This window comes from Leclercia sp. CFBP8987, assembly GCF_034044995.2.
Taxonomy (GTDB): domain Bacteria; phylum Pseudomonadota; class Gammaproteobacteria; order Enterobacterales; family Enterobacteriaceae; genus Enterobacter; species Enterobacter tamurae.
Map to the genome: position 1 here is coordinate 1,782,806 of NZ_CM188255.1, position 15,396 is coordinate 1,798,201.

General features: G+C 55.6%; 15 protein-coding genes. 13 read left to right on the forward strand and 2 right to left on the reverse strand.

The annotated features are described in order from the left end of the window. Positions 1–30: 30 nt before the first annotated feature. Positions 31–3,249 (reverse strand): ribonuclease E, encoded by a 3,219-nt coding sequence (gene rne / locus SOM40_RS08455; protein ID WP_320457062.1) that lies wholly within the window; start codon positions 3,247–3,249, stop codon positions 31–33. 571 nt (positions 3,250–3,820) lie between these two features. On the opposite strand from rne, the gene rluC reads away from it, so the two are divergent. After that, entirely contained in the window at positions 3,821–4,771 is a 951-nt protein-coding gene (rluC, locus tag SOM40_RS08460) for a 23S rRNA pseudouridine(955/2504/2580) synthase RluC (protein ID WP_106992731.1), read from the forward strand. Positions 4,772–4,849: 78 nt separating this feature from the next. Here the strand turns inward: rluC and SOM40_RS08465 are convergent, their stop codons facing one another. After that, positions 4,850–5,434 carry a Maf family protein gene (locus tag SOM40_RS08465; RefSeq protein ID WP_320457061.1) on the reverse strand — a complete coding sequence of 195 codons (585 nt, stop codon included), beginning with the start codon at positions 5,432–5,434 and terminating at the stop codon, positions 4,850–4,852. Positions 5,435–5,575: 141 nt separating this feature from the next. Here SOM40_RS08465 and yceD point away from each other — a divergent pair, with 141 nt between their 5' ends. From yceD to holB, 12 genes are all read left to right on the forward strand, one after another. Beyond that, positions 5,576–6,097: a 23S rRNA accumulation protein YceD gene (gene yceD, locus SOM40_RS08470; protein WP_106992733.1), complete on the forward strand. Its 522-nt coding sequence runs from the start codon at positions 5,576–5,578 to the stop codon at positions 6,095–6,097. Between the two features lie 16 nt (positions 6,098–6,113). Continuing rightward, the gene (gene rpmF, locus SOM40_RS08475; protein WP_106992734.1) at positions 6,114–6,287 is read left to right on the forward strand and encodes a 50S ribosomal protein L32; all 174 of its coding nucleotides are present in this window, start codon (positions 6,114–6,116) and stop codon (positions 6,285–6,287) included. Between the two features lie 79 nt (positions 6,288–6,366). Beyond that, positions 6,367–7,401, forward strand: coding sequence for a phosphate acyltransferase PlsX (gene plsX, locus SOM40_RS08480; protein ID WP_225759070.1), 1,035 nt, complete (start codon positions 6,367–6,369; stop codon positions 7,399–7,401). A gap of 6 nt (positions 7,402–7,407) precedes the next feature. After that, positions 7,408–8,361 carry a beta-ketoacyl-ACP synthase III gene (locus tag SOM40_RS08485; protein WP_106992736.1) on the forward strand — a complete coding sequence of 318 codons (954 nt, stop codon included), beginning with the start codon at positions 7,408–7,410 and terminating at the stop codon, positions 8,359–8,361. Between the two features lie 15 nt (positions 8,362–8,376). After that, positions 8,377–9,306: an ACP S-malonyltransferase gene (gene fabD / locus SOM40_RS08490; RefSeq protein WP_320457060.1), complete on the forward strand. Its 930-nt coding sequence runs from the start codon at positions 8,377–8,379 to the stop codon at positions 9,304–9,306. Between the two features lie 14 nt (positions 9,307–9,320). Further along, positions 9,321–10,055 (forward strand): 3-oxoacyl-ACP reductase FabG, encoded by a 735-nt coding sequence (fabG, locus tag SOM40_RS08495; protein ID WP_032617552.1) that lies wholly within the window; start codon positions 9,321–9,323, stop codon positions 10,053–10,055. Positions 10,056–10,209: 154 nt separating this feature from the next. Continuing rightward, positions 10,210–10,446 (forward strand): acyl carrier protein, encoded by a 237-nt coding sequence (gene acpP, locus SOM40_RS08500; RefSeq protein WP_003857954.1) that lies wholly within the window; start codon positions 10,210–10,212, stop codon positions 10,444–10,446. Positions 10,447–10,537: 91 nt separating this feature from the next. Next, complete coding sequence (gene fabF, locus SOM40_RS08505; RefSeq protein WP_320457059.1) at positions 10,538–11,779, forward strand: beta-ketoacyl-ACP synthase II; 1,242 nt, start codon at positions 10,538–10,540, stop codon at positions 11,777–11,779. A gap of 142 nt (positions 11,780–11,921) precedes the next feature. Further along, a complete protein-coding gene (gene pabC, locus SOM40_RS08510) occupies positions 11,922–12,731 on the forward strand; it encodes an aminodeoxychorismate lyase (protein WP_320457058.1) in 810 nt (269 codons plus the stop codon). A 2-nt stretch (positions 12,732–12,733) separates the two neighbouring features. Further along, on the forward strand, positions 12,734–13,756 hold the full coding sequence (gene yceG, locus SOM40_RS08515) for a cell division protein YceG (protein ID WP_312078254.1): 1,023 nt from the start codon (positions 12,734–12,736) through the stop codon (positions 13,754–13,756). Beyond that, the gene (tmk, locus tag SOM40_RS08520) at positions 13,746–14,387 is read left to right on the forward strand and encodes a dTMP kinase (RefSeq protein ID WP_106992741.1); all 642 of its coding nucleotides are present in this window, start codon (positions 13,746–13,748) and stop codon (positions 14,385–14,387) included. The genes yceG and tmk overlap by 11 nt, the downstream gene beginning before the upstream one ends. Then, positions 14,384–15,388 carry a DNA polymerase III subunit delta' gene (gene holB, locus SOM40_RS08525; protein WP_320457057.1) on the forward strand — a complete coding sequence of 335 codons (1,005 nt, stop codon included), beginning with the start codon at positions 14,384–14,386 and terminating at the stop codon, positions 15,386–15,388. Before tmk ends, holB begins: the two co-directional genes overlap by 4 nt. The last annotated feature ends 8 nt before the right edge of the window (positions 15,389–15,396 follow it).

Sequence of the window (15,396 nt, forward strand, 5' to 3'; positions counted from 1 at the left end):
CCGAAGGTCGGCTTTTGCGCTTAAGCAGGCTTATTCAGCCGACTGTGGACGCGTGGCAGGCGCTGTGGCCTGGTGCGTTGCGCTGTGACCACCAGCAGAACCTTTGCCGTCAAAATCAAACGCCGGACGTACCCAGTCGCTGTGACGCGGTGCTTCCGGAACGTATTCCGGTGCCGGGGCGCGGGTCATAGGCGCAGTGGCGTGGTGAAGATCAGCATTAACCTGAGCGGCTGGCGCTGGCTTCACTTCCGGCGCATTGACTTCCACGTCGTCAGATTTAACTTCAGCCACGGCAGGTTTCACCTCAGCGACTTCAGGTTTCACGTCAGCAACAGGTTCAACCTCAATTTCAACCTCAGGTTGAACGTCAGTTTCCACTTCAACTTCCACGACCGGTTGTGGCTCAGCGACTTCCTCGGTGATTTCAACCGGCTCGGCAGCCTTCGCTTCTTCAACTACCTGCTCTGCGACAACCACATCTTCAGACGCGATAATCTGCGGCTGTTCTGTCACAGGCGCGGCAATCACTTCCGGATGTGAAGTTTCGACTTCAGCAACCTGCGGCTCAGGGATAACCACTGCCGCCGCCTCGGTGATAACCTCATCAACAACTGGCGCGACAGGGGCAACCGCGTCAACAGCAACGTTCTGCTCGTCAAACTGCTGCTCCTGAGGACGGGCAACCGGGTAACGAATCCAGGCTTTGCCGGAAGCCATTTCTGGTGACGCACAGGCGATAGCCAGCGGCATCGGTGACTGCAGCGGATAACGCTCATCACGATAACGGCGACGACGCTGACCGCTCACGCGCAGGTGACGCGGAGAGCGACGTGAACGACGCGGCATGCCTGCGTTGTCACGGCCTTCGCCGGTCTCTTCCTGCTCAGGGGCATTTTCGATTACCGCAGGCAGGTCGACTTTCGCCAGTTCGGTGCTCTGGACGGGTTCAGCCTGAGGCGCTACCGCTTCAACAGCCGCTTCTTCGGTCTGAGACTCGAAACGCACTTTCTGGTTGAGCTGACGCTGCTTACGACGCGGCATGACCTGAACACGTTCTTCTTGATCCGCATCCTGCACGGTCTCTTCTTCGCGATTCAGAACTTTAACTTCCTGCTGCGCCTGACGCTTGTCATCATTACGACGACGGTTGCGCTCGCGGCGTGGCTGCTGTTCATCACGCTGTCTGCCTTTGTCGGCGTCTTCGCTGACCGGCTGACGAATTTCACGATCTTCCGTGTTCTGCTGCGGCTTCTCGCGGCGGTTGCGACGGTTATCGTCACGTCCTTCACGGCGTTCACCACGGCCTTCGCGGTTGTCGCGACTCTCACGGTTATCGCGATTGTCACGGCCTTCGCTGCCTTCACGACCTTCGTTATTCTCGGAACGGTTGTCGCGGCGCTCGTTACGATCGCGACGGTTGTTCTGACGCTTACGACGATCCGGTGAACGTTCCTGCTTCTCTTCTTTCTTCTCAACCGGTGCCGGAGCTGGCTGTGGCTCTTCGCCGGCAAACATTTTCTTCAGCGCGCTGAAGAAGCGGTTCAGCAGACCAGGCTGTTCAGCAGGTTGGCTGACTTCTGCCGCCGGTTTAGCTGCTGCGGGTTGAGCTACCACGCTCTCTTGCGCTGGCGCAGGTGGCGCTTCTGGCATCACAAATGCTGCCAGGGCTGGCTGCTCCGGAAGTTTACGCTCGGCGTACTCTTCTTCGGACGGCAGAGCCATCTCCTCTTCATGCAGCTTAGGCAGCATGTAGCTGAGGGTAGAAGTCTCTTCGCCTTTGCGCACGCGCAGTACGGAGTAGTGCGGGGTTTGCATCTGGTCGTTAGGCACGATCACGCAGCGTACGCCGCTCAGACGGGATTCGATAGCCGTTACCGCCGCACGTTTTTCGTTCAGCAGGTAGGAGGCGACCGGTACAGGCACAATGGCGTGTACTTCTTTGGTGTTCTCTTTCAGCGCTTCTTCTTCGATGAGACGCAGGATAGAGAGCGCCAGAGATTCGTTGTCACGCACGGTGCCGGTGCCACTACAGCGTGGGCAGACATGGTGGCTGGATTCACCGAGGGACGGGCTAAGACGCTGACGGGACATCTCCAGCAGACCAAAACGGGAGATATGGCTGATCTGGATACGCGCACGATCCTGACGCACCGCTTCACGCAGGCGGTTTTCAACCGCGCGCTGGTGACGTACTGGCGTCATGTCGATGAAGTCGATAACGATCAGGCCGCCCAGGTCACGCAGACGCAGCTGACGCGCAATCTCATCGGCCGCTTCGAGGTTGGTGTTGAACGCCGTTTCTTCGATATCGCCGCCGCGGGTTGCACGTGCGGAGTTGATGTCGATAGCGGTCAGCGCCTCGGTGCTGTCGATAACGATAGAGCCACCGGACGGCAGACGGACTTCACGCTGGAAGGCGGATTCAATCTGCGATTCGATCTGGTAGTGGCTAAACAGCGGGATCTCACCGGTGTACAGTTTGATTTTGCTGGTGAAATCAGGACGACCCAGCGCGGCAATATGCTGGCGAGCCAGCTCAAGCACTTTCGGGTTATCAATCAGAATTTCACCGATGTCCTGACGCAGGTAGTCACGGAAGGCACGCACGATGACGTTGCTTTCCTGGTGGATCAGGAATGGAGCAGGGCGGCTTTCAGCGGCTTTCTTAATCGCTTCCCAGTGCTTCAGGCGGAAGCCGAGGTCCCACTGCAGCGCTTCGGCAGATTTGCCTACGCCTGCGGTACGGACAATCAGGCCCATGCCGTCTGGCAGTTCAAGACTGGCCAGCGCTTCTTTCAGCTCGGTACGGTCATCGCCTTCAATCCGGCGAGAGATACCACCCGCACGCGGGTTGTTTGGCATCAGCACCAGATAGCTACCCGCCAGACTGATAAAGGTGGTCAGTGCGGCACCTTTGTTGCCACGCTCTTCTTTATCGATCTGAACGATAACTTCCTGACCTTCACGCAGCACATCTTTGATGTTCGGACGGCCATGGGCGTTATAGTTGGAAGGGAAGTATTCGCGAGCGATCTCTTTCAGGGGGAGGAAACCATGACGCTCGGCACCGTAATCTACAAATGCGGCTTCAAGGCTCGGTTCAATGCGGGTGATTTTGCCTTTGTAAATGTTCGCTTTTTTCTGTTCGTGTCCAGGACTTTCGATATCCAGATCGTACAGACGCTGCCCATCCACAAGGGCGACACGCAACTCTTCTTGCTGAGTTGCGTTGATTAACATTCTTTTCATCGTAACTTACTCATTATTCTTACATTGACGACTAAGCTGCGGGCAAGGTGACGCTTTCCGGGGTATGAACCGATGGCCTCGTGTCTATTCACGTCGCCAACCTCACGGTTGTCGCTCGCTTAAGAGGCGCAAAGTGTCGGTTGCCTGTATTTCATACGGAAATACAGCGCGATTATCAGGGGAATAGCCTGGGTAAAACTCTCCAGAGAAGATTCCATTTACCGGTAAGTACTGCAACCCGCAGCCCGCTAACTGTCTGAAAGATCAATACGTCTTACGCCATTGCTGCGTGGATGATCGGTCAGACAAAATTGGTCATTCCGTCGACATCCTTACAAAACCCGGATTTAACGCGGAAAACAACAGCATTATTCCATTGCTAGCCGGGTTATAGCAAGATGACTTTTACCAATTATCACCCGGTTACTCACAGTTTCTTCACTTCTTTCGAATGATTGCTTTAATAACCACCAAATCGATTGCGTGCACGAAACCCTGACCGGGTAGAGGTAAATATAAGCATAGAAAAATGAGTGGCGCTAATGGCTGACGATAATTAGAATCGCCCACCATGAAAACAGAGACTCCAGCCGTAAAAATGGTTGCCATTACCGAAGATGAAGCGGGGCAACGTATTGACAACTTTTTGCGCACCCAACTGAAGGGCGTGCCAAAGAGTATGATTTATCGCATCCTGCGTAAGGGTGAGGTGCGGGTAAATAAGAAGCGCATCAAACCTGAATACAAACTTGAAGCGGGTGATGAAGTGCGCATCCCGCCCGTGCGCGTAGCCGAGCGCGAAGAAGAGGCGGTGTCGCCGCATCTGAATAAAGTTGCCGCGCTGACGAATGTGATTTTATATGAAGACGATCATATTCTGGTGCTGAACAAACCCTCGGGTACGGCGGTACACGGCGGCAGCGGGTTAAGCTTCGGGGTGATTGAAGGTCTGCGCGCGCTGCGCCCGGAAGCCCGCTTCCTTGAGCTGGTTCATCGTCTCGACCGCGATACCTCCGGCGTGCTGCTGGTCGCTAAAAAGCGTTCGGCGCTACGTTCGCTGCACGAGCAGCTGCGTGAGAAAGGTATGCAGAAAGATTACCTCGCGCTGGTGCGCGGGCAGTGGCAGTCCCATGTCAAAGTGGTGCAGGCGCCGCTGCTGAAAAACATTCTGCAAAGCGGTGAGCGTATCGTTCGCGTCAGTCAGGAAGGCAAACCCTCAGAAACCCGATTCAAGGTGGAAGAGCGTTATGAATTTGCCACCCTGGTGCGCTGCAGCCCGGTGACCGGACGTACCCACCAGATCCGCGTTCACACGCTGCATGCGGGCCATCCTATTGCCTTCGACGATCGCTATGGTGACCGTGAGTTTGATAAACAGCTGGCAGGAACGGGCTTGTCTCGCCTGTTCCTGCATGCCGCCGCGCTGAAGTTTACCCATCCGGGTACCGGCGAGGTGATGCGCATTGAGGCCCCGCTGGACGAACAGCTGAAGCGCTGTCTTAAAGTTCTGCGCGGAAATTAATGCCGGGTGCGCTGCGCTTACCCGGCCTACAAAACCGTAGGCCCGTGCAAGCGTAGCGCCGCCGGGCGAAGCAAATGGCTACGCCATCAGCGGGTTATAATGCTCCCGGCGCAGCATCTGGCACAGCGCAATCAGCGGTAATCCCACCAGCGTGTTCGGGTCACGCCCGTCCAGCTTGTCAAATAATGCAATCCCCAGCCCCTCGCTCTTAAAACTGCCCGCGCAGTTTAATGGCCGCTCTTTTCGCACGTAGTCGTCAATTTCCTGTTCGCTGAGATGGCGGAAGTGAACGTCAAAAGGCTCGCATTCGGTCTGCAAATGGCCCGTAGATGAATTATAGAGGGCCAGGCCGGTATAGAAGGTGACGATATTGCCGCGTGCTTTCAGTAGTTGCTGGCGGGCATTCTCTTCGGTGTGCGGTTTACCGGTGATCATCCCATCCAGGACGCAAACCTGATCGGAACCTATAATCAAATGATCGGGGAATCGCGCTGCCAGACTTTTCGCTTTTTCCTGAGCCAGACGGACGACCAGATGGCGTGGCGATTCACCGGGCTGTGGGCTTTCATCCACGTTCGGCGCGGCACATTCGAAGGGTAGGCCCAGCTTTCCCAGCAACACGCGGCGGTAGGGTGACGTAGAGGCGAGAATGAGATTTGGCATATTTTTTTCACCAGATATAGCGTATCGATGCCAGCCATTTTAAACTACAGGCCGCAATGTGTGCGAATAATTGGCAAAAGGCAGCCTGAGGTTGCCTTTTTCTTTGACTCTATGACGTTACAAAGTTAATATGCGCGCCCTATGCAAAAGGTAAAATTACCCCTGACTCTTGATCCGGTTCGTACGGCTCAAAAACGCCTTGATTACGAAGGTATCTATACTCGTGATCAGGCTGAGCGTATCGCCGAATCCGTAGTCAGTGTGGACAGTGATGTGGAATGCACCATGTCGTTCGATATCGATCCCCAGCGCCTTGCCGTGATTACCGGTGATGCAAAGGTGTCGGTCACGCTCGAGTGTCAGCGTTGCGGGAAACCGTTCCCACTTCATGTTCACACAACATATTGTTTTAGTCCGGTTCGTTCAGACGAGCAGGCTGAAGCACTCCCGGAAGCGTATGAGCCGATTGAGGTTAACGAATTCGGTGAAATCGATCTGCTGGCGCTGGTTGAAGATGAAATCATCCTCACCTTGCCTGTGGTTCCGGTGCATGATTCTGAACACTGTGAAGTGTCCGAGGCGGACATGGTCTTTGGGGAACTGCCTGATGAAGCGCAAAAACCAAACCCATTTGCCGTATTAGCCAGTTTAAAGCGTAAGTAATTAAGGAGTAAGGTCCATGGCCGTACAACAGAATAAACCAACCCGTTCCAAACGTGGCATGCGTCGTTCCCATGACGCGCTGACTGCAGTTACCAGCCTGTCTGTAGACAAGACTTCTGGTGAACAACACCTGCGTCACCACATCACCGCTGACGGTTTCTACCGCGGCCGCAAGGTTATCACTAAGTAATCACGCGTCAGCGTGATTAGGCTTAGTGAGGGTTTCCCCGTGCAAACGGGGATATACCGAACCAGGCTGCGACGATACCTTGACACGTCTAACCCTGGCGTTAGATGTCATGGGGGGAGATTTTGGCCCTTCCGTGACAGTGCCTGCAGCATTGCAGGCACTGAACTCTAATTCGCAACTCACTCTCCTTTTAGTCGGCAATCCCGACACTATCACGCCATTACTTGCAAAAGCTGACTTCGAACAACGTTCACGTCTGCAGATTGTTCCTGCCCAGTCAGTTATTGCCAGTGATGTCCGCGCCTCGCAGGCGATCCGCAGCAGTCGCGGAAGCTCAATGCGCATTGCGCTGGAGCTGGTAAAAGAAGGGCGCGCCCAGGCCTGCGTCAGCGCCGGTAATACCGGTGCGCTGATGGGGCTGGCAAAATTACTGCTCAAACCCCTTGAAGGGATTGAGCGCCCGGCGCTGGTGACGGTACTGCCGCACCAGCAAAAGGGCAAAACGGTGGTGCTGGATTTAGGCGCCAACGTCGACTGCGACAGTGTTATGCTGGCGCAGTTTGCCGTAATGGGCTCGGTGCTGGCAGAGGAAGTGGTGGGGATCTCTCATCCCCGCGTGGCCTTGCTGAATATCGGTGAGGAAGAGACTAAAGGTCTCGACAGCATCCGTGAGGCGGCCGAGCGGCTAAAAAATGAGCCGTCCATCAACTATATTGGATATCTCGAAGCCAACGAATTATTGACCGGAAAAACGGATGTACTGGTGTGTGACGGGTTTACAGGAAACGTTACATTAAAAACCATGGAAGGGGTGGTGAGAATGTTTCTTTCTCTGCTTAAATCGCAGGGAGAGGGGAAAAAACGGTCCTGGTGGCTGATTATATTGAAGCGTTGGTTACAAAAGAGCCTGGCGCGGCGATTCAGTCACCTCAACCCCGACCAGTATAATGGCGCCTGTCTGTTAGGATTGCGCGGCATTGTGATTAAGAGTCACGGTGCGGCCAATCAGCGAGCCTTTACCGTCGCGATTGAACAGGCAGTGCAGGCGGTGCAGCGACAAGTCCCACAGCGGATTGCCGCTCGCCTGGGATCTGTATTAGCAAAAAGTGACTGAGCGTACATGTATACGAAGATTTTAGGTACCGGCAGCTATCTGCCAAAGCAAGTGCGAACCAACGCCGATCTGGAAAAAATGGTCGATACCTCTGACGAGTGGATCGTCACGCGTACAGGTATCCGCGAACGTCGTATTGCCGCGCCAGATGAAACAGTTTCCACTATGGGCTACGAAGCCGCACAACGCGCGCTGGAGATGGCGGGTGTTGATAAAGACGACATCGGCCTGATTATCGTTGCCACCACCTCTGCGACGCATGCCTTCCCGAGCGCAGCGTGCCAGGTTCAGAACATGCTGGGCATTAAAGGCTGCCCGGCGTTTGACGTTGCTGCTGCCTGCGCAGGTTTCACCTATGCGCTGAGCATTGCCGATCAATACGTGAAATCTGGCGCCGTTAAGCACGCGCTGGTGATCGGTGCTGACGTGCTGGCGCGTACCTGCGATCCTGCCGATCGCGGGACGATCATTATTTTTGGTGATGGTGCAGGAGCTGTCCTGTTAGGACAATCTGAAGAGCCGGGCATCATCTCGACGCATTTGCATGCGGACGGTAGCTACGGTGAGCTGTTGACGCTGCCAAACGCCGATCGGGTTAATCCGGACAATGCTATCTATCTGACCATGGCCGGTAACGAAGTCTTTAAAGTGGCGGTGACCGAGCTGGCACACATCGTTGACGAGACGCTGGCAGCGAACAATCTGGAGCGTTCTGCTCTCGACTGGCTGGTGCCGCATCAGGCGAACCTGCGCATTATCAGCGCCACGGCTAAGAAACTCGGCATGTCTATGGATAACGTTGTGGTGACGCTGGATCGTCATGGCAATACGTCTGCAGCATCAGTGCCCTGCGCGTTTGACGAAGCGGTGCGCGATGGACGAATTCAGCGAGGCCAACTGGTCTTGCTCGAAGCCTTCGGCGGCGGTTTCACCTGGGGTTCTGCGCTGGTTCGTTTCTAGTATAAGGATAAAAAAATGACGCAATTTGCTTTTGTGTTCCCCGGTCAGGGTTCTCAGGCCGTTGGAATGTTGTCCGGCTTAGCGGAGCAGTATCCGGTCATCGAAGAGACCTTCCGTGAAGCGTCGGATGCCCTGGGCTACGATCTTTGGGCGCTGACACAGCAAGGGCCAGCCGAAGAGCTGAATAAAACCTGGCAGACCCAGCCTGCACTGCTGACCGCATCGGTCGCACTGTGGCGCGTCTGGCAGCAGCAGGGCGGTAAAACGCCAGCACTGCTGGCCGGTCACAGCCTGGGTGAATACTCTGCGCTGGTTTGCGCCGGGGTGATTGCGTTTGCGGATGCCGTGCGTCTGGTTGAACTGCGCGGCAAATTTATGCAGGAAGCGGTGCCGGAAGGCACGGGCGGCATGTCGGCCATTATTGGTCTGGATGATGCGTCCATTGCTAAGGCCTGCGAAGAATCTGCAGAAGGTCAGGTGGTTTCTCCGGTAAACTTCAACTCGCCGGGCCAGGTGGTTATCGCCGGTCATAAAGAAGCTGTTGAGCGTGCAGGCGCTGCCTGTAAAGCCGCAGGCGCCAAACGTGCGCTGCCGCTGCCAGTGAGCGTACCGTCGCATTGCGCACTGATGAAGCCTGCTGCCGACAAGCTGGCGGTTGAGCTGGAAAAAATCACTTTCAGCGCTCCAGCCATTCCGGTTGTGAATAACGTTGATGTGCAGTGTGAAACCGCGCCAGAGGCGATCCGCCATGCGCTGGTTCGCCAGCTGTACAGCCCGGTTCAGTGGACCAAAACCGTTGAGTTTATGGCGTCACAGGGCGTTGAGCACCTGTATGAAGTGGGCCCGGGCAAAGTCCTCACCGGTCTGACTAAACGTATTGTTGATACCCTGACCGCGTCGGCCATTAATGAGCCGGAAGCACTGTCAGCGGCACTCGCGCAGTAAGAAAGAGGAATACCATGAGTTTTGAAGGAAAAATCGCACTGGTCACCGGTGCAAGCCGCGGTATTGGCCGTGCTATCGCTGAAACCCTCGTCGCGCGTGGCGCGAAAGTGATCGGCACCGCGACCAGCGAAAGCGGCGCGCAGGCGATCAGCGAGTACCTGGGTGCGAACGGTAAAGGTCTGATGTTGAATGTGACCGATCCTGCATCTATCGAATCTGTTCTGGGAAATATTCGCGCAGAATTTGGCGAAGTGGATATTCTGGTCAATAATGCCGGAATCACTCGCGACAACTTACTGATGCGAATGAAAGATGACGAGTGGAGCGATATTCTCGAAACCAACCTGTCATCTGTGTTCCGTCTGTCAAAAGCGGTAATGCGAGCTATGATGAAGAAGCGTCATGGGCGTATTATCACTATCGGTTCTGTGGTTGGTACCATGGGAAATGCTGGTCAGGCTAACTACGCTGCGGCGAAAGCAGGTCTGATCGGTTTCAGTAAGTCGCTGGCACGCGAAGTTGCGTCTCGCGGGATTACTGTAAACGTTGTTGCTCCGGGCTTTATTGAAACGGACATGACGCGTGCGCTGACCGATGAGCAGCGTGCGGGTACGCTGGCGGCAGTTCCAGCGGGTCGTTTAGGCGACCCTAAAGAAATCGCCAGCGCGGTTGCATTTTTAGCCTCTGACGAAGCGAGTTACATCACTGGTGAAACTCTCCACGTCAATGGCGGGATGTATATGGTTTAATCACGTTAGAAAATATTTGCGTTATTAGGGCCAATGGCCTCAAAATAACGTAAAATCGTGGTAAGACCTGCCGGGATTTAGTTGCAAATTTTTCAACATTTTATACACTACGAAAACCATCGCGAAAGCGAGTTTTGATAGGAAATTTAAGAGTATGAGCACTATCGAAGAACGCGTTAAGAAAATTATCGGCGAACAGCTGGGCGTTAAGCAGGAAGAAGTTGTGAACTCCGCTTCCTTCGTTGAAGACCTGGGCGCAGATTCTCTTGACACCGTTGAGCTGGTAATGGCTCTGGAAGAAGAGTTTGATACTGAGATTCCGGACGAAGAAGCTGAGAAAATCACCACCGTTCAGGCTGCCATTGATTACATCAACGGTCACCAGGCGTAAGTGAGCATCTCCAGGCGGTCATTCGACCGCCTGTGTTTTTTCTTTTGTAATCCCTCGATTTTCTTTTTTTATCCCTCCCTGGAGGACAAGCGTGTCTAAGCGTCGTGTAGTTGTGACCGGACTTGGCATGTTATCTCCTGTCGGCAATACCGTAGAGTCTACCTGGAACGCTCTCCTTGCCGGTCAGAGTGGCATCAGCCTAATCGACCATTTCGATACTAGCGCCTATGCAACGAAATTTGCTGGCTTAGTAAAGGATTTTAACTGTGAAGAGATCATCTCGCGCAAAGAACAGCGCAAGATGGATGCCTTCATTCAATATGGAATTGTCGCTGGCGTTCAGGCCATGCAGGATTCTGGCCTTGAAATTACGGAAGAGAACGCAACCCGTATCGGCGCCGCTATCGGCTCCGGGATTGGTGGTCTTGGCCTGATCGAGGAAAACCATACCTCTCTGGTAAATGGTGGTCCACGTAAGATTAGCCCGTTCTTTGTTCCGTCAACGATTGTTAACATGGTGGCGGGTCACCTGACCATCATGTTTGGCCTGCGTGGCCCAAGCATCTCGATTGCTACTGCCTGTACCTCCGGTGTGCACAACATCGGGCAGGCGGCGCGTATCATCGCTTATGGCGATGCCGATGCAATGGTTGCAGGCGGTGCAGAAAAAGCCAGTACCCCACTGGGTGTGGGCGGTTTCGGCGCAGCGCGTGCCCTCTCTACCCGCAACGATAACCCGCAGGCGGCAAGCCGTCCGTGGGATAAAGACCGTGATGGTTTTGTGCTGGGTGACGGTGCCGGTATGGTCGTGCTGGAAGAGTACGAGCATGCGAAGAAACGCGGCGCGAAAATCTATGCAGAAATTATTGGTTTCGGCATGAGCAGCGACGCTTACCACATGACCTCTCCGCCGGAAGACGGGGCTGGTGCTGCGCTGGCAATGGTTAACGCGATCCGTGATGCGGGTATCGAACCAGGCCAGATTGGCTATGTGAATGCGCACGGCACTTCCACGCCAGCAGGCGACAAAGCTGAAGCGCAGGCCGTTAAGTCTGTCTTTGGTGATGCAGCCCGTCGCGTGATGGTGAGCTCGACCAAATCCATGACCGGACACCTGTTAGGTGCGGCGGGTGCAGTAGAATCCATCTACTCCATCCTTGCGCTGCGCGATCAGGCTGTTCCGCCGACCATCAACCTGGATAACCCGGATGAGGGTTGCGATCTGGACTTCGTTCCACACGAAGCGCGCCAGGTCAGCGGTCTGGAGTACACCCTGTGTAACTCCTTCGGCTTTGGCGGCACCAACGGCTCTCTGATCTTCAAAAAGGTCTGAGGCTGATTGCCGGGGCGGATAATTACCTTCCCGGCACATCAATAAAAAAGGTCCGCTTGTCGGGCCTTTTTTATTCGGTTTTATTCCCTTGTCCGCGGCCCACCTTCCTGCCAGACTATTCGACCATTCATAAGGAGCCATCATGTTCTTGATCAATGGCATACCGCAGGAAACGCTCCCGGCGAGCGACAGGGCTATTCAGTTTGGTGACGGCTGCTTCACAACGGCACGCATTGTAGCGGGCCAGGTCTGTCTGCTGGATGCTCACCTGCAACGCTTGCAGCAAGCCTGTGAAAAACTGCTCATCCCCTTTGTTGAGTGGGCAGCGTTACAGCGTGAAATGGTTGAGCTCGCCCGCGGGAACGAGCGTGGCGTGCTGAAGGTCATTATCAGCCGGGGAAGCGGCGGCAGAGGATACAGCGCGGCGAACTGCCTGCATCCGACACGACTTCTCTCAGTATCGGCCTGGCCTGTTCATTATGATGGCTGGCGTCGTGAGGGCATCACCCTTGCATTAAGCCCGGTGCGGCTGGGGCGTAACCCGCAGCTGGCCGGGATCAAGCACCTTAACCGGCTTGAACAGGTGCTGATCCGTACCCATCTTGAACAGACCGATGCCGACGAGGCGCTGGTTCTTGACAGCGAAGGGTTCATTACGGAATGCTGTGCGGCGAATTTATTCTGGCGTCAGGGGAAGGACGTTTTTACCCCCCGGCTGGATCAGGCTGGCGTCAACGGCCTGATGCGCCAGTTTTGCCTCCAGCAACTGGCACACTCCGGGTATCGCGTTGTCGACGTGCATGCCCGCGAGGCCGCGCTGGCTGAGGTCGACGAGATGGTGGTCTGCAATGCGCTGATGCCCGTCGTGCCGGTTCGTCAGTATGGTTCTCAACGTTTTTCATCGCGTGAGTTGTACGCATTTTTAGCCCCTCTGTGTGAGCAAACCAGATAGTCATGAAGAAAATGTTGCGCTTTATTCTCCTCATCCTTGTCGTGCTGGGCATTGCCGCTGGTGTGGGGATGTGGAAGGTTCGCCAGCTGGCGAGCAGTCAAATTCTGATCGCTGAAGAGACGATCTTTACTCTGAAACCTGGCACCGGACGACTGGCGCTGGGCGAGCAGCTGTATAGCGAGAAGGTGATTAACCGTCCGCGCGTGTTCCAGTGGTTATTACGCGTGCAGCCGGAGCTGTCCCATTTCAAAGCCGGGACATACCGCTTTACGCCGGGGATGACCGTCAAAGAGATGCTGGAGCTGCTTGAGAGCGGCAAAGAGGCGCAGTTCCCGCTGCGTTTCGTGGAAGGGATGCGCCTGAGCGACTACCTGAAACAGCTGCGCGATGCCCCTTACATCAAGCACACCCTGAAAGACGACAGCTATGCCACCGTCGCTCAGGTGCTGAAGTTTGAGCATCCCGAGTGGGTAGAGGGCTGGTTCTGGCCAGATACCTGGATGTACACCGCAGGCACCACCGATGTGGCACTGCTCCAGCGCGCGCATAAAAAAATGGTCGAAGCAGTGGATAAAGCCTGGGAAGGGCGGATGGAAAACCTGCCGTATAAAGATCAAAACCAGTTCGTCACCATGGCCTCGATCGTTGAGAAAGAGACGGCGGTGGCGAGTGAGCGGGATCAGGTTGCCTCGGTATTTATCAATCGCCTGCGCATCGGTATGCGTCTGCAGACCGACCCGACGGTGATTTACGGTATGGGTGAGAATTACAAGGGCAAGATTTCACGTAAAGACCTGGAAACCCCAACCGATTATAATACCTATGTCATTAGCGGCTTACCCCCGGGGCCAATTGCCACGCCGGGTCAGGCATCGCTGAATGCCGCCGCGCATCCGGCAAAAACGCCGTATCTCTATTTCGTCGCCGACGGAAAGGGTGGACATACTTTTAACACCAATCTTGCCAGTCATAATCGTTCGGTCCAGGACTATCTGAAGGCACTTAAGGAAAAAAATGCGCAGTAATTACATCGTCATTGAGGGGCTGGAAGGCGCCGGGAAAACGACCGCACGTGACGTAGTGGTCGAGACGCTCAAACAGTGTGGCATCGAAGAGATGATCTTCACCCGTGAACCGGGCGGCACCCAGCTGGCTGAAAAACTGCGCAGCCTGGTTCTGGACATCAAATCGGTCGGGGATGAAGTTATTACCGATAAAGCCGAAGTGATGATGTTCTACGCCGCGCGCGTTCAGCTGGTGGAAACCGTGATCAAACCTGCGCTGGCGCGGGGATGCTGGGTGATTGGCGATCGTCACGATCTCTCTACCCAGGCCTATCAGGGCGGTGGACGCGGTATTGACCAGCAGATGCTCGGCACGCTGCGCGACGCGGTACTGGGTGATTTCCGTCCGAACCTGACGCTCTATCTCGACGTGACACCTGAAGTGGGTCTGAAACGCGCCCGCGCCCGCGGCGAACTGGATCGTATCGAGCAGGAGTCGCTGGACTTCTTTAATCGCACCCGCGCTCGTTACCGCGAGCTGGCCGCTCAGGACAGCTCAATCCGCACCATCGATGCGACCCAGTCGCTGGAAGAGGTGATGAACGACATTCGCACAACGGTCACTGACTGGCTGAAGGAACAACAGGCATGAAATGGTACCCATGGTTGCGCCCGCACTTTGAACAGCTGGTGAACAGCTATCAGTCCGGTCGGGGGCATCATGCGTTACTGATCCAGTCGCTGCCGGGCATGGGCGACGAGGCGCTGATCTATGCCATCACCCGTTTTCTGATGTGCCAGCAGCCCCAGGGGCATAAAAGCTGCGGCCAGTGCCGCAGCTGTCAGCTGATGCAGGCGGAAACGCACCCGGATTATTACGCGCTGGAGCCGGAGAAGGGCAAGACTACGCTGGGCATCGATGCGGTGCGCGCGGTCAGTGAAAAGCTCTACGAACGTGCCCGGCTCGGGGGGGCGAAAGTCGTCTGGCTGAAGGATGCCGCCCAGCTTACCGAGGCGGCGGCTAACGCGCTGTTAAAGACCCTCGAAGAGCCGCCGGAAAATACCAGGTTCCTGATGGCCTGCCGTGAACCTGGACGACTGCTGGCGACCCTGCGTAGCCGCTGTCGCCTGCATCTTCTCAGCGTACCGCAGGAAGCCTGGGCTATCAGCTGGCTTGCGCGGGAAGTGACAACGTCACAAGAAGCGGCGCTAACCGCGCTGCGGCTGTGCGGCGGGGCACCTGCTGCGGCGCTGGCCCTGTTGCAGCCCAACGTCCAGACGCAACGGCAACAACTCTGTCAGGCCCTCGGCGCGGTACCGGACAGCGGGGACTGGCTGAGCCTACTGCCGATCCTGAACCATGAGCAGGCTCCGGATCGCCTACACTGGCTGGCGGCTCTGCTGCTGGATGCCCTTAAAATTCAGCAGGGAGCAACTCTGCTTACTAATGCCGATGCCTGGCCGCTCGTCAGTAGTCTGGCGCAGCGCCTGCCGGGTGTGGCATTGCGGACTATTCTTCATGATGTCTGCCAGTGCCGTGAACAACTACTCAGCGTGACGGGGCTGAATCGGGAGCTTGTCCTGACCGACCTGTTACTCACTATTGAGCACTACCTGCAACCGGGCACGACGCTGCCTGTATCCCCTCTCTGAGAGACACA